Raw genomic sequence first — 16,455 nt, 5'->3', positions numbered from 1 at the left:
TAATGAAAATCGACGCGCACCAGCATTTTTGGAATTATGATCCTCAGCGCCACGGGTGGATTAACGAGGAGATGAAGGTTCTAAAACAGGATTTCCTTCCGCTCCATCTCAAAAAGGAGATGGATAAGGTGGGCGTGGAGGGATGCGTGGCCGTCCAGGCGGACCAGACGGAACGGGAAACCGATTTTTTGCTGGAACAAGCCGAGGAACACGATTTTGTGAAAGGCGTTGTCGGCTGGCTGGATATCAGGGCTGATAATTTAGAGGAACGGTTGAACCATTATGCTGAACATGAAGCATTGAAGGGGCTCCGCCATATCGTACAGGATGAGCTGGACGACCGATTCCTGCTGCAGCCTGATTTTTTACGGGGAATAAAGACGTTCGGAGACTACGATTTGACCTATGATATTTTGATCTACGCCCGTCATCTGCCGGTGGCCGTGGAGTTTGCCTCAAAGTTCCCTGACCAGAAATTTGTGCTCGATCACATCGCCAAGCCGGAGATCAAGACCCAGGAGATTGAGGAATGGGAAAATGGAATACGCGAGCTGGCGAAGCATCCCAAAATGTATTGTAAAATCTCCGGAATGGTGACCGAAGCGGACTGGCAACACTGGAAACCGGAGGATTTCACACCTTACCTGGATGTAGTATTTGACGCCTTTGGAGCGGATCGGCTGATGTTTGGTTCTGATTGGCCGGTATGCACCTTGGCGGCCGGCTATCGCGAAGTGTATGAACTGATTGGAGATTATATTTCCGGTCTCTCTCAATATGAACAAGGACTAATTATGGGTAAAAATGCAATCGCTGCGTATAACCTGTACTGATTAAATGCCGGGCAATGATGAAAGATTATTTTTCAGCTGTTTTGTTCTCTACACTGGTACTGCTAAGCACACTTTCGATGCTACCGGCACGTGCCCTACAAATACAAGAAGAACCTGTCGATTATGTAGATCCCCTGATCGATACGGTTGAGCCACGCTGGCTGTATTTTTCATCTGCCAGTCGCCCATTTGGAATGGTCAACCTGAGTCCGGATACGCAGACGGATGGAACCTGGAATTCGGGATATCGGTATGGCGACCGAACCATTCGCGCTTTTAGCCATATCCATGCGTGGCAGCTCTCCGGGGTGCCGGTAATGCCAACAACGGGACCTGTAAAGGGGCACCAGGGGTATGATGCGTATGAATCCAGGTTTTCGCATCGAGACGAAATCGTAAAGCCAGGTTATCACAAGGTGCACCTGGAGGACTATGGAATTGATGTAGAACTTACCTCCACCAAGCGGGTGGGGTTTCACCGCTACCGGTTTCCGGGGGAGCAAGAGGCGCATATCCTGTTTGATATCGGTGCAAAGCTGGGCCATGGTGAGATGCAGGATGCAATGATCCGCCGTGTTTCTGACCAGGAGGTGGCGGGATATGCAGTAATGGCTCCCACATTTCGACGTAAGAAGCCCTCTACGGTCTATTTTGTAGCACGGATTGACCGGCCGATGTCAGGATTTGGTGGCTGGAGGTCGATCGGAGGGGAAAAGCAGGTGGTTGCTGATAATGCGAACCGCATTGAAGGAGCCGGAAGTGGTGGATTTATGCGATTTTCATTTGACGAACCCGAAACGGTCAAAATGAAAGTGGCACTTTCTTATGTCAGTGAAAAGCAGGCTCGGCTAAACCTCGAAACGGAGCTTGCACACTGGAATTTTAGCAGGGTGGTGAAGGAGTCAAGGTCGGAATGGAACCGCTGGCTCTCAAAAATTGAGGTAGAAGGAGGAACCCATGATCAGCGGGTCAAGTTTTATACAGATCTGTGGCATTCCCTGCTTGGCAGGCGGACCTACAGCGATGTAAATGGTAAATATACAGATAATACAGGCCCCGAACCGGTAGTCCGCCAACTTCCATTGGATGAAAATGGGAAACCAAAGCGCCATATGTATAACTCAGACAGCTTCTGGGGCGCGGAATGGACCATTAACCTGCTCTGGTCGCTGGCCTATCCGGATGTTATGAATGACTTTGTGGCTACAATGGTAGAGTATTATAAAAATGCCGGGATGATTGCGCGGGGTCCGAGCGGTGGAAATTATACCTACGTGATGGTGGGAGACCAGGTTACGCCTCTTATTGCCGCGGCTTATAACAAAGGGATTCGAAATTTTGATATTGAAGCGGCGTGGCAGGGAGCACTGAAGAACGCCTATCCCGGGGGAATTCGGAGTCATGCTGGGTATGAGACGGGTCCAAATGCAACAGGGGGCGGAATGCAGTATTATGTTGATCAGGGGTGGATCCCCGTTCATCCTGAAGGCCAGGGGTATCACCGGGAAGGAGCCGCCCAAACGCTGTTCTATGCCTACCAGGACTGGACTTTGGCACAGTTTGCCAGGGGACTGGGTAAAGAGGAGTATCATGATACCTTTTTGCAGAGGTCCGACAATTGGGAAAACTTGTGGGACTCAGAGACGGGCTGGATACGCCCGAAAAATCCGGATGGCTCGTGGCTGGAGGGATTTCAGCCGGTGTTGCCGGACTCCTTCAACGCACCGGGTTTCGTAGAGGGAAACGCCGCCACTTTTTCTCATTACGTCCCCCATGACATGGAAGGACTTATTGAGGCATTTGGAGGTTCTAAAGCTTATGTAGCGCGATTGAATGAACAGTTTGAAAAAGCCAAAGGCAGCCGTTTTATAGCCGAAGATAAACTTCACGCCGAGAGCTGGATTGACTATTCCAACCAACCGAGCTGCCAGATGGCTCACCTGTTTAATTTTGCGGGTGCTCCCTGGCTGAGCCAGTACTGGGTTCGCCAGGTTAAAGAACATACCTTTGGAGACACCACCCCTTTTGGTGGGTACAACAGCGATGAGGATCAGGGCCTGATGGGGGCTTTGGGCGTACTGATGGCGATAGGATTGTTTGATGTCCAGGGTGGGGCTGATGTGAATCCCAAGTGGGAAATAACGACTCCGATTTTTGATAAAGTTACAATCCATCTCGATGCTGAATATTACTCCGGCAAAACGTTTACGATCCATGTTGAGGGAGACCCGAAAGAAAATGTGTATATCCAATCCGCAAGGTTAAACGGGAAGCCGCTGAATCGTTACTGGATTAGACATGAGGAGATTGTTGAGGGTGGAGAACTAACATTGGAGGTAGGCCCTGAACCGAATGAGAAATGGGGTGTGAAAGGAGAATCCCACTCTGAGTGATTTGGGAACAGTACTGGTGAAACCTAAAAGCGTTTTTAACCTAATTAAGATGAGATTTCTTAGATTTCTTTCGCTTTCCTGTTTTATAATCTTGCATTTTTTTTCTTATGCAAAAGCCCAAACTTTATCTTGGCAACAGGTGGAACCGGGCATCTGGAAAGCGGAAGCAGGAGAACCCGAGGAGTATGACCTTTTGACTGCGTCCGGGGCAGAACCCCGCCTAGCAGCATTGGCTGCAATGGGAGAGGCTGATTTCCCCTTGCCGAAACAGGATATCAAAGTCCGGATCATTGACGGGGAAACCTACCTGCGATTTCCCCTACAGCGGGGAGAGCAGATTTACGGATTTGGACTCAATTTTAAAACGGTTCACCAACGCGGGCGCATCCTGCGACTGCATGTGGACCATTATGGGGGGGAAGACAACGGCAGGACGCACGTGCCCACCCCTTTTTATATCTCATCAAATGGTTACGGCGTGTTTATTAACTCGGCGCGCTACATAACGGTGTATGCCGGTACGGCCGTACGAAAAGACAGCGAGCACCCGCCGGTGGTCCGCGACCGCAATACCGACTCCGACTGGACTTCCCGCCCGTACTCGGATGTGGTGGAGGTGCTGGTTCCAGCAGAAGGAGCTGAAATTTATGTCTTTGGTGGTCCTACTCCGCTCGATGCCGTGCGCCGGTATAATTTGTTTAACGGTGGAGGTCCTTTACCACCACGGTGGGGACTCGGCTTCACTCAGCGGGTGCACCGGTTGTTTACGGCCGATGATGTCCGGAAGGAAGCCAACGAATTTGAAAAAAGGGGATATCCACTGGACTTCATCGGGCTGGAACCAGGTTGGCAGAGCAAGTCGTACCCCGGGACATTTGAGTGGGATCAGGGGCGGTTCCCCCATCCTAAAGAGTTTACCCAGGAGATGCTGGATAGGGGCATTCGGCTAAATCTGTGGATCAATCCCTATGTGTCTCCGGACGCTTCATTTGCAGAAGAGATAGAACCCTATACCGGCTCTCACACGGTCTGGGCGGGCATGGTCCCGGATTTTAGGATGGAACAAAGCCGAGATATTTTTTTCTCCCAGCTGGAAGAAGACCAAGTGGATATCGGGGTAAGCGGCTATAAAATTGACGAGGTGGATGGTTATGATCACTGGCTCTGGCCCGATGTGGCTACATTTCCTTCTGGATTGACGGGTGAACAGATGCGGCAGACCTATGGCCTGCTTGTGCAACGCTATAGTGAAGATATGTTTGAGGAACGCAACCGGCGTACGTTCGGGCTTGTGCGGGCATCCAATGGGGGCGGAACCTCCTTCCCGTACGTAATTTACAACGACTATTACAATCACCGGAATTTTATCACGGCCCTGATCAACAGCAGCTTCGCCGGGGTGCTGTGGACACCGGAAGTGCGTGCCTCTGATACAGGTGAGGAGTGGCTGCGGCGAGTCCAATCAGTGGTATTCTCACCGATGGCCATGATCAACGCGTGGTCCAGTGGCACCAAACCCTGGTCGTTTCCCGAGGTAGCGGATGAAGTTCGGGAGATGTTCCTGCTACGCATGCGCATGATGCCCTATTGGTACAGCGAATACGCCAAATATCATTTCAAAGGCATCCCGCCATTTCGGGCGATGAACTTGGAGGAGGGGTTTAGCTCGAATCTAAAGATGGAGCAAGCAGAAACCAGTCTCGAAGAAAACCCTTATGCCGAGGCGGTTCGACAGGAGATCACAGACCAGTACATGGCGGGTCAGTACCTGCTGGTAGCCCCGATGTTTGAAGGCCAAGAGAGCCGGGAGGTGGTTCTGCCGGAAGGACGATGGTATGATTTTTATACCGGCGATTACGTGGGTGGCGGAGAAGTGATTACTGTTTCTCCTGGTCTGGACAAGATACCGGTATATGTAAAAGACGGTGGGATAATTCCAATGATGCCGGCGATGATGCACGCTCCCGAACTTGGCCAAACAGTGGATATAGAAGTCCGTCATTATGGTCAAAGAGAGGGGAGCTACAGGCTGTATGATGACGACGGTACCACCTATGATTATGAGGATGGGGAATACCAATTTCGTGAACTTACCGTAATAAAGACCCGCGATGGGAAGCTAAAAGGTAGTATCTCACCACCCGAACCTGGGAAACCCAATACCGTGGGTGAGGTGACCTGGAAATTTATGAGCCAGGGAGTAGAGTAAAAGTTTAAACATCGTCAGTTTCAGTGCCCAAGACATACTGCTGCATTAGTCTGTAGCCGCAGCGGCGTGTTTATCGATGTACATAGTCGGCGTCATATTTTTTTCCGATTTAAACTGCCGGTTGAAGTTGGAAATATTATTAAAACCGGATCGGTAGCATATTTCTGAAATATTATATTTTTGTTCCAACAGCAGCTTGCAGGCATACCCAATCTTTACTTCTTTTAGAAATTGAGTAAATGTCTTTTTCTGGATCCGCTTGAAATACCGACTAAATGCAGATGGATTCATATTTACCAGGTCCGCCACATCGTCAAGAGAGATATCATTAGTGAAATTTTCCATTACATATTCATACACCTGCAGAATTTTACTGTCTTTCTTTCTTTCAAAACAGCGAACAAAACCTGGGCTGGAAAGGATGCTATACTCTTCCTGCAGGGCCAAATATTCCAGGATATCCAATAACACTTTAACTTTTTTTAATCCGTGCAGGTCAAAAAGGGAATTAACAAGCTCCCGGATTTTCGGATTCGACGTCCCTTCAAATTTGATACCGTGTTTAGACCGACCAAAAAGGTTCAATATAGGTCTCATCTCCGGGATACTTAACAAGCCCGTCTCAAATTGCTTATTGAACCGAATAACATTTGCCTTGGCCTGTAGGTCGGAATCCTCCTCAAAGTATTTATCATCATTGAGCCAGAGGTGAGGTAAACTTTCACCGATAAGTACAATTTCACCCGGCTTAAATCTTTCTATACTGTCTCCCACAAACCGCGTGCCCGAACTTTCCAAAATAATGACCAGTTCAGTTTCAGGATGATAATGCCATACTTTTAAAAAGTTTTTATAGGAATGGTTTTCTACGACAAACGAGCGGTTGTGGTGTATAGACCGTTTTAAGAGTTCTGCTTCCATCACAATCCCTTTTTTTATAAACGATATAATCCCTTATTCAATACTCTACTTTGAACAATTTTGATTTAAAAGTCAACTTTTTCACTTATTAAGCAATATTAGTACAATCAAATGTCAATCAGATAGTAGAAATATGGGGACGGGTTTCGAAAAATGATAATTCAGTCAGGGTTGAATTATTACCTGACCTTGCGAGAGGAATACGTCGGCTCGGTATACTGGTAGTGTTAGCAGGTTCTGTTACTATTTTATGAGTTCAACTCCGGTAATTTCAACCTTAATTTATAATTGGGGGAATTTGATGTGGACATTCGTAAGGAGATAAAGGTCACATTAAAAGGGCATAATACCATCATAATTTTTTTGATGATGGTAGCATTAATTGGTGGGTTACAGGAAGTGTCGGCCCAGAGTCAACAACAGCAATACCAGTCAACGGTTGAATCTTTACAAAGCCATGAGGTGCCATAATGGTTTGAAGATGCCAAACCGGGTATCTTTATTCACTGGGGCTTTACTATTCCGGTGGCATCGACTGGTCGTTCAAACCTGTAGTAATTGCTGGGATGAAAATGTTTGGGATCTCAACGCCTCAATCGGGTCAATACGCCGACTACGTTGATGCCCACTGGCGTGAGCTCATTGACGAATATGAACCGGCCATACTCAGGAATGACATCAATTACCCGGAAAAGGGAGAAGCGCTGAACATATTTGCCGATTACTATAATGAACAACCGGATGGAGTAATCAACAACCGCTGGGGTCGGGATGTGCACGATTTTACGACGCCGGAATATGCTCAATATGATCAGATCACCCCTGAAAAATGGGAGTCCACCCGTGGTGTTGATTATTCCTTCGGATTCAACCGCAATTCAACCCCGAAGCAGATGCCTACCGTTGATGAAGTGGTAGATATGTTTGTGGATATCGTCAGTAAAAATGGCAACCTGTTACTGAATGTGGGTCCCCGTGCAGATGGCTCTATACCGGAGTTACAGGTTGAACGACTGTGTGGACTTGGCAGCTGGCTGGATATAAATGGGGAAGCTATTTTTGAAACTCGTCCCTGGGTACAGGCGCACGGACAGACTGTGGATAGCCTGCGTGTACGATATACAAGTAAGGGAAATGCAACCTACGCAATCCTTTGGATGCACCATCAGGCGACCCTATTGAAATACAATCACTGGTTGTGGACGATAACACGCCCATCCAAATGCTCGGGAGCTCGGAAGAGTTGGAATGGTCCCAAAAGGGCAACAACCTGCAAATTGTACTCCCGGCTGATTACGAAAGTGGAGCGCCGGCCTACAGTTTTAACATTACCCCTGAGCCTTATAGTATGATGAGAACTTCTCAGTAACAGGTACTAGATTTCAGATGATCCAGCCATCCAGCATTTGTACGCAAAATATAGCGTTGATTAAAAATTATGGAGATGCCACAACTCGGAAATACATGAAAAACGGGCGGTAAATAAGGTGCAACTGCAAAAATAGTATCAGGGGTAGTCATGTTTTTTGTTGAGAAGAGTATCGCCAATATCAAAATTAGGCCAAATTACACAGTAATAAACTTAGGGATAACAGCAGCTCATAAATTTATTGCTCTGGTTTAAGTAGAATCATAAAACGGTTGTCTCTTTAATAGGAGAAGACAAAATCTATCTTTCACAATAACTAAATAAGGGATGGGACATGCGTAAACATTTACGAAAACTACGAATAGAATACCTGATTCCCCTCTTGACCATATGCTTTGTATCGACTACAAATCTTTATGGTCAACAGGTTAGCGGAACTATTACAGACGGTAGCACCGGGGAAACACTACCCGGTGTAAATATAATCGTGCAGGGTACGACTACAGGAACCACCTCTGATATGGATGGAAATTATGAACTCAACGTTTCCTCATTATCAGACACGCTGGTGTTTTCTTTTGTAGGATACGTGACCCAAACGATTCCGATCGAAGGTCGCACTAATATTGACGTATCCATGGCACAACAATTAGTAAGTGGTGAAGAACTTGTTGTTGTCGGTTATGGGACCCAGCGTCGGGAAGATGTGACGGGTGCCGTTGGATCGGTTTCAAGTGAAAATATTGAGAACGTAAGCGCCTCGAACTCGGCGTCTCTGTTGCAAGGTCGGGTTTCAGGAGTGCGGGTTACCAGTGGCGGTGGCGCCCCAGACGCTGAAGCAACAGTGGTTATCAGGGGGACCGGAACTTTTGGCAATGACCAACCTTTGTATGTCATTGATGGGATGATTACCAACTCGATGTCATTTATAAATCCAAAAGATATTGAATCGATTGAGGTGCTTAAAGATGCGTCAACGGCTGCTATCTATGGAAACAGGGCAGCGAACGGCGTTGTCATTATTACAACCAAAAGTGGAACTAAAGGGCAAGACACGCAAATTAATTTCAGCAGTAGCGTAGGCATACAGAGCCCAACAAGTACATATGATTTCCTGAATGCCAGCCAATATGCACAGCACAATAATGCTTTCCACGATAATGACGGTCTGCCTAGAGCACCCGCCTACAATGATCAAAATTTTGATCCTTCTGTAGATACTGACTTCCAGGATGTACAGTTAAACGATCCATTTGACGCCACGGTCGTTCGAAATAGCTTGAGTTTGTCCGGGGGCAGTGAAAATTCATCTTACTATGTTTCCGGCGAACACCTCAACCAGCTGGGCTTGGTCAAGCAGGCTGACTTCCAGCGTTTTGGTCTGCGAGTAAACTCCAGTTTTTCCCTGGATAAGTTTACGATAGATCAGTCCTTCTCTGCTACAAGGGAAATAAATCATCCAAACTCTTATTTCGGCAGAGAGCGTGGAGCATTGCCGGTAATCCCGGTCTATAATGAAGAAAACCTGGGTGGATTTGCGGGCGTACGGCCTTCATATCATGGTGTGGCAAGAGGTATTAACTGGTATGGTGTGGCTGTTCTGAATGATCATGAGATCACAACCGATAATATCGTGGGTAACATGACCACCACGTACGAAATTATCGAAGGGCTCGAATACAAGTTGAACCTGGGACTAGACTACGGGATGAACCAAAACGTAAATTACATGCCCGCCTTTTTCCAGAGTCGTTCCCAGGAAGCCTTTAACGATGAAGCTGACCTTGGTGAATATTCAACCCGGGCCGTCGGTTTGCTTATCGAGAACACACTCAATTATAATGTCTCGCTGGGCAATCACAATGTTGATCTGCTGGCCGGGTATACGCAGGAGACAAACCGTATACGCACCGTGGGAGCGTCGGTGACAAGTTTCCCAAATAACGATTTGAGAACGGTTGATGCAGCGACCGAAGTGGTAGATGCCAGCGGCCAGTTGCTGAAAAGTGTATTGAAGTCTGGGTTCGGGCGAATTAACTACAATTTCAAGAACAAGTACCTCCTTTCCGGTACACTCCGGGCGGATGGGTCATCAAGATTTGCAGAAGGAAATCGGTGGGGTACCTTCCCGTCGGGATCCATTGGCTGGCGTATCAGTGAAGAACCGTTTATCCCGGATTTCTTCAACGAGTTAAAAATTCGCGCCAGTTACGGGGAGCTGGGATCCCAAAATATTGCTGAATATGCCACCATTACCGGGCTTAATATTGATGCCAGTTACTTTTTTGCCGGGGGAGTTCAGCAGGGTACGGCACTCACCAGTTTTACAAATCCCGATATTATCTGGGAGACCTCCAAAACCTTTGATGTTGGAGTCGATGTAGCCTTTATGGAAGATAAATTTTCATTTACTGCAGACTATTTCGACAAGCGCTCGGAAGGCGTGTTGGTAGAGGTGCCAATTCCGGTGTATGGTGGAGTCGGTTCCAGCGTACTGACCAACGCAGCCAATATAAAAAATCACGGCTTTGAATTTTCAGGCACCTATCATCACCAGGCATCCTCGGGTTTTGACTATACAATTACGGGTGATATCAGCTTTATACGCAATGAAGTGTTGGCATTGGGTGAGGGTGTGAATCCGATATCCGGGGGTAACTTTACCCAGCAGGGATTCCAGGCTACTCGTACGGCTCCCGGTCATCCAATCGGCAGTTTTTACGGATATGTCGTTGATGGTATTTACCAGAACCAGGGAGAAGTAGATGCCGATGGGCGTAGTGAGGCACAGCCTGGCGACTTCCGGTTTAAGGATTTGAATGGCGATGGGCAGCTGACCGACGAAGACCGAACGTACCTGGGGACCTATCAACCAGACTTTGAATACGGCGTCAATTTCAGTGGATCGTATGAGCGGTTTGACGTAAGTCTTTTTGTGCAGGGCGTACAGGGTAATGAGCTCTGGAATGCCAAGAAATTCCAATATATCCTGGATAACGCCGGTGGAAACAAGATCACCGATGTGCTGGATTCCTGGACGCCGGAGAACACGGATACCGATATTCCACGAGCCACCTTTTCTGATCCGGCCAACAACAAGCGGGCATCCAGCTTCTTTGTTGAAGATGGATCGTACCTGCGGGTAAAAAGTTTGCAGGTCGGGTATCGGCTGCCGAGTAATGTGATTCAAAAAGTGAGCAGCATTGCCAACCTTAGCAATGTTAAAATATATGCGAGGGCCCAGAACCTGTTAACCATAACCAGCTATTCGGGCTATGATCCTGAAGTAGGTAGAAACAGCGGATTCCGCAATACAGGACTGTTCGGCCAGGGGGTTGATACCAATGCACATCCCCACCCGAAAACATACACTCTCGGTATTGATATCTCCTTTTAACCATTGAAATTACAGGAATCTATTATGGATTTTAGAATGAATAACTTTATACAAAGAATTGTCGTTGGAACAGGCCTGATCCTTTTCTTCTTGTCCGTCAACACATGCACCAATGAAAGCCTGAAAGTAACTGATCCCAATCGTTTAACACCGGATACGTTCTGGCAAAGTGGGGAAGATGCAGAACAGGCCATTGTAGGTGCGTATGGTCCATTGACGACTATACAGGGATGGGGCCGAATGCTTGGAGCCATCCTAACCATTCACCGGTCGGATATTGTTGACACCAATCCGCAACCGAACGTCTATGATATCGGGACGTTTACGCTAACTCCGAACGATGCACGTGTGAATGAGGGATGGTCCGAATTAAATGCGATTGTAGCCCGAACTAACCAGGTACTGGAGAATGTGCCTAATATTGAGATGGATGAGACTCGTAAATCAGAAATCATGGGTGAGGCATATTTTCTCAGGGGATTTGCTCATTTCTACCTGGTAAATATGTGGCGGAATATCCCATTATTGACCACCGCCATTACCAGTGCCGACGAACTCAATGTAGAACAAGCAGATCCCTCTGCAGTTTGGGATAATATCATATCGGACTTCACGGAGGCGCAGTCGCGTTTGCCCGATGAATGGCCAGAAAGTGATGTGGGAAGAGCCACCTGGGGGGCAGCCACGGCCATGCTTGGCAAAGCATACTTGTACCAGGAAAATTGGTCTTCTGCTGCTGTAGAATTCAAAAAGGTGATGGATTCCGGGTTATATGAACTGGTCGACAACTACCAGGACAATTTCATGGCAGAAACGAATAACAACGCCGAATCCGTATTTGAGTTGCAATATCAGAGTACGCCCAATGGAAACTGGGGGCGGAGTGGAACGCCCAACCCCATGCGGGGACAGGCCTGGGAGCCCGACATCGCACCTCCCGGATTTACCAGCCAGCAGAGTGTTACCATCAATGACTGGGTTTTCGATCTTTTTACGGAGGAACAGACCAATGCGGGTGAAACCGATCCCCGCGCCTATGCTACATTGCTATGGAATTACCCGGACGCAAAAGTGTACCAGGAAAATTTTGACGAAGCGTTTAGTGGAGACAATCTGAACAAGGTTTTTGTCAGAAAGTACCTGAATTTTGATCGAACCAGTTCGCTAACACCGGGCAGCTGGGCTTATTCCGACAACAACCGCCGCATGATTCGCTATGCCGATGTCCTGCTTATGTATGCTGAGGCTGAAAATGAGGCTAACGGCCCTTCTAGTGCCGTTTATGATGCGATTAACCAAGTCAGGCAGCGCGTAAATATGCCGGATATCCAATCCGGGCTGAATCAATCACAGCTGCGCCAGGAAATTCGTGATGAGCGTGTGCTCGAATTGGCCTTGGAAGGCGATCGTGTACTGGACCTGCTGCGTTGGGGCGTCATGGCAGATCGTTTTACCAACAATCCCGAGCTGCGTGAGAATGCGGGCATGAACTTCCAGGCAGGTAAACACGAATATTTGCCCATACCGCAACAGGATATGGACTCCAATCCCAAGCTGGTACAAAACCCGGGATACTAAAAATATCGGAACAAGAGAATCAGCTGTCGTTGATCCTCTTACCAGCTAATTTAGTGACCATACAAGAGATTCCCATTCATTTAGAAAGTGGAACCCAGAAGTGCTCTTGTATGGTCATTCTTTAATATGTACTCATTGCAAAATGGGCGTTGGGTAAACTAGATTGAAAAATGTCCTTTCTTTGTTCATAATCACAAGACTATTTGTAGATACTTATAAAATTTGTCTAAAACTTGGTGTAATTGATAAATAAAAAATTAGATTTTTGATCTCTATGGTGCAAAGTTGTATAGTCAATACAGCGAGAAATAAACTGTGAAATATTAAGAATTAAGGATTATTCCGATTTGGCAGATGGGTATCAACATACATTACTATTCCTGTTTTTGGTCTTGATAATTTCTGCCTGTAGTGGAAAAGAAGAACCTACGCTTTTTGAATCGCTGGAGCCTCGGGAAACAGGCGTTCATTTTACCAATACCGTCACTTCATTCGACTCGCTGAATATCCAAAACTATCCCTTCATGTTTAACGGGGGCGGGGTCGCTATCGGAGATATAAATAACGACGGGCTGCCGGATCTCTACTTAACCGGTAATATGGTCTCGAGCCGCTTATACCTGAATAAAGGCAATTTGCAATTCGAGGATATTACAGAGTCGGCCGGGGTACAAACCCGTGGGTGGGCCTCCGGGATTGCAATGGTAGATATCAATGCCGACGGGAACCTGGATATTTACGTGTCGATGGTTTCTCCCGAATACATTGAGCCGGACGAACGGGCGAACCTGCTGTTTATAAACAATGGCGACTCCACATTTACCGAATCCGCAGCAGATTATAATCTAGATTACAAAGGATTTACCACACAGTCGGCATTCCTGGATTATGATCGCGACGGTGATCTTGATGTTTACCTGCTAAATCATTCCCCGGGCTCCTTTTCTCGAAACCAGGATACACGCAGACCGGAAATGCTTTATGGTCAAGCCTATCAAAGTTTTGATGAACTGTATAGAAATGACGGGAATGGTTCTTTTACCCGGGTGACTGAGCAGGCAGGTTTATCGAGAGAAGTAGGCTTTGGTCTCGGGGTGGCAGTATCCGATATCAATCGCGATGGCTGGCCGGACATCTACATCTCCAACGACATATTACCGGATGACGTGCTGTATATCAACAACGGGGATGGGACGTTTTCCGATAAAATTGATGAATACCTGAAGCATACCAGTTTTGCGGGCATGGGCATCGATATCGCTGATTTTAATAATGATGGCTGGCCCGATATCTCCCAGGTAGACATGATGCCCAAAGCGCTGGAAGAGCGCAAGCAGATGAGTGGCGGTATCAGCTATAGCCGTCACCAGGAGATGATTGAAATGGGATTGACCTATCAATACTCGATGAATACCCTGCAGTTGAGTAATGGTGTAAATATGGAGGGAGAGGTTATTTTCAGTGACATCGCCCGTCTGGCCGGGGTGGCCTACACCGACTGGAGCTGGAGTACCTTGTTTGGCGATTATGACAATGATGGCTATAAAGACCTGTTAATCACCAATGGATTCCCAAAGGCGATTAATAATTACGACTACCTGACTGAAATAAATCAACGCCAGCAATTTGGGACGGGGGAATACCGCCAGCAGGAAAAGCTTGAACTATTGGAAGACCTCAAGGAGATAAAAGTGCCAAACCACATCTTCAGGAACGAAGGCGATCTTACATTTTCTGACCAAACATCAGGGTGGGGTTTCGGTGAACCAGGCTTTTCTTACGGCGCCTCACAATCCGACCTGGATAACGACGGGGACCTGGATATCATCGTCAACAATATAAATGAACCGGTGACCATATACCGGAATAATTCGGATACACTGAGGAATCATAACTACCTGTCGATTGAGCTTATCGGAAGTCCCTTAAATATTGACGGAATTGGAGCCAAAATAATCCTTAACAACGGGAGTGCTCAGCAGTATAAGTATGTATCACCCTATAGAGGATACCAGTCGTCGATGGACAGCCGCATTCATTTTGGCTTAAAAGATCAAAAGCAGGTTGATTCACTCCAGGTGATATGGCCCGACGGGCGCCGGCAGTTGCTAACGGATGTTGAAGCCAACCGGCAGATTACTCTTAACTATGAAGATGCAGAGGCAGACGGCAAAAAAGAACGACCGTCAAATTTTGGTTCAACAGATAAAATGATGACAAATATTACCGGTCGGACCGGGCTGGAATATAACCACCGGGAGAACACCTATAATGACTACAATATCCAAGGCCTTCTGCCATATCAGTTGTCGAAACCAGGTCCGCCGGCCGCAACTGCTGATGTCAACAACGATGGACGGGCAGACCTATTTGTTGGTGGTGCAGCTGGTCAGTCCGGAACCCTTTTCATACAGACTGAAGGTGGTACGTTTGAGAGATATAAACTGAATGCCCCTTGGGTTAAAGACAGGGATTTTGAGGATGTCGGGGCCACATTCTTTGATGCTAACGGTGACGGTGCCCCCGACCTGTACGTGGCAAGCGGGGGCTATGAGTTTTCACCTGCTTCGAGCATGCTTCAGGATCGACTCTACCTCAATACCGGTAACGGCAGTTTCGTGAAAAATGATAAAGCACTTCCCCGGATGTTGACAAGCAGTTGCTGCGTTAGACCCGCCGATTTTGACGGTGATGGTGATCTTGATCTGTTCGTTGGCGGTCGAATGGTCCCGCGCCAGTATCCCAGACCACCCCGAAGCTACCTGTTGCGAAACGATAATGGCACATTCACCGATGTGACTTCACAGGTAGCCCCTGAATTGACAAAACCCGGAATGATTACTGATGCCACGTGGAGCGATTACAACGGCGATGGCCAGGTAGACCTGGTAACGACGGGCGAATGGCTGCCGGTTCAATTTTATAAAAATGTCGATGGGTCGTTTTCTGAAGTCACTGAAGAGATGGGAATGACTTCCAACCGCGGCTGGTGGTACAGCCTTGAACAGGGAGATTTTGACAATGATGGTGACCTGGACTTTGTAGCGGGTAATTTGGGGATGAATTACGCCTATCAAACCAATGAAGACCAAAAGTTTGAGGTCTATGCCTCTGATTTCGATAAAAACCAAACAATGGACCTACTGTTTTCCATCCAGCAAGACGGCGAGCACTATCCTTACTACGGGAAGGCCAAGCTGGGACAGCACATCCCCGGCATTAATCACAATTTTGAGACCTTTAAAGCTTTCTCCGAGGTGACTATAGAAGACATTTTGGGCAGCAAACTCATGAAGGATGCACTGCACCTGCAGGTAGATACGTTTGCGAGTGTTTATATTGAAAACAGGGGAGAAGATGGATTTACGGTATCTGAACTTCCAAATTCAGCACAAATTTCATCAGTCAATGATATTATATCAACGGATATCAATAAGGATGGGAACCTGGATCTTATTATAGCAGGTAATAACTACTACACGGAGCCGGAAACGGCCCGCAATGATGCCGGCAATGGATTGATATTAATTGGAGATGGAAACGGTGGCTTTAACGAGCGGTCCCCATTCGAAAGTGGGCTGCTGGCTCCATACCAGGTTAGCAAAATGGAGATTATAAATACTAAGAATCAGCAAGTTCTGCTGATAGTTAACAATGATGAGATTATACAGGCCTTTAGGATGAATTAAAGTGTACGGGGACATTGTTTTTTAACACGATTAAAACGATTACAAATGGTTTCTAAAAGACTATTA

General features: G+C 47.2%; 8 protein-coding genes and 1 pseudogene. 8 read left to right on the top strand and 1 reads right to left on the bottom strand.

Annotation, left to right across the window (positions count from 1 at the left end):
- Nucleotides 1-2: 2 nt before the first annotated feature.
- The 3 genes from ACG2F4_RS04975 to ACG2F4_RS04965 are packed head-to-tail and all read left to right on the top strand — an operon-like array spanning nucleotide 3 to nucleotide 5,435.
- Nucleotides 3-833, top strand: a complete 831-nt coding sequence (locus tag ACG2F4_RS04975) for an amidohydrolase family protein (RefSeq protein WP_395259107.1) — start codon at nucleotides 3-5, stop codon at nucleotides 831-833.
- Between the two features lie 14 nt (nucleotides 834-847).
- The gene (locus ACG2F4_RS04970) at nucleotides 848-3,226 is read left to right on the top strand and encodes a GH92 family glycosyl hydrolase (RefSeq protein WP_395259106.1); all 2,379 of its coding nucleotides are present in this window, start codon (nucleotides 848-850) and stop codon (nucleotides 3,224-3,226) included.
- Between the two features lie 49 nt (nucleotides 3,227-3,275).
- Nucleotides 3,276-5,435: a TIM-barrel domain-containing protein gene (locus ACG2F4_RS04965; protein ID WP_395259105.1), complete on the top strand. Its 2,160-nt coding sequence runs from the start codon at nucleotides 3,276-3,278 to the stop codon at nucleotides 5,433-5,435.
- Nucleotides 5,436-5,480: 45 nt separating this feature from the next.
- Here ACG2F4_RS04965 and ACG2F4_RS04960 read toward each other — a convergent pair whose 3' ends face one another.
- On the bottom strand, nucleotides 5,481-6,356 hold the full coding sequence (locus ACG2F4_RS04960) for an AraC family transcriptional regulator (protein ID WP_395259104.1): 876 nt from the start codon (nucleotides 6,354-6,356) through the stop codon (nucleotides 5,481-5,483).
- Between the two features lie 506 nt (nucleotides 6,357-6,862).
- On the opposite strand from ACG2F4_RS04960, the pseudogene ACG2F4_RS04955 reads away from it, so the two are divergent.
- The 5 genes and pseudogenes from ACG2F4_RS04955 to ACG2F4_RS04935 all read left to right on the top strand — a co-directional run.
- Nucleotides 6,863-7,396, top strand: a pseudogene (locus tag ACG2F4_RS04955) (alpha-L-fucosidase); the annotation flags it as partial.
- 158 nt (nucleotides 7,397-7,554) lie between these two features.
- A complete protein-coding gene (locus ACG2F4_RS04950) occupies nucleotides 7,555-7,725 on the top strand; it encodes a hypothetical protein (RefSeq protein ID WP_395259217.1) in 171 nt (56 codons plus the stop codon).
- Nucleotides 7,726-8,059: 334 nt separating this feature from the next.
- Complete coding sequence (locus ACG2F4_RS04945; RefSeq protein ID WP_395259103.1) at nucleotides 8,060-11,122, top strand: SusC/RagA family TonB-linked outer membrane protein; 3,063 nt, start codon at nucleotides 8,060-8,062, stop codon at nucleotides 11,120-11,122.
- A 36-nt stretch (nucleotides 11,123-11,158) separates the two neighbouring features.
- Nucleotides 11,159-12,700, top strand: coding sequence for a RagB/SusD family nutrient uptake outer membrane protein (locus ACG2F4_RS04940; protein ID WP_395259102.1), 1,542 nt, complete (start codon nucleotides 11,159-11,161; stop codon nucleotides 12,698-12,700).
- A gap of 392 nt (nucleotides 12,701-13,092) precedes the next feature.
- A complete protein-coding gene (locus tag ACG2F4_RS04935; RefSeq protein WP_395259101.1) occupies nucleotides 13,093-16,389 on the top strand; it encodes a VCBS repeat-containing protein in 3,297 nt (1,098 codons plus the stop codon).
- Nucleotides 16,390-16,455 lie beyond the last annotated feature (66 nt).

Source organism: Halalkalibaculum sp. DA3122 (assembly GCF_043951865.1).
Lineage (GTDB): Bacteria > Bacteroidota > Rhodothermia > Balneolales > Balneolaceae > JAMQKA01.
The sequence above is the reverse complement of the archived record's forward strand: the minus strand, read 5'-3'. Positions and strand labels throughout refer to the sequence as shown.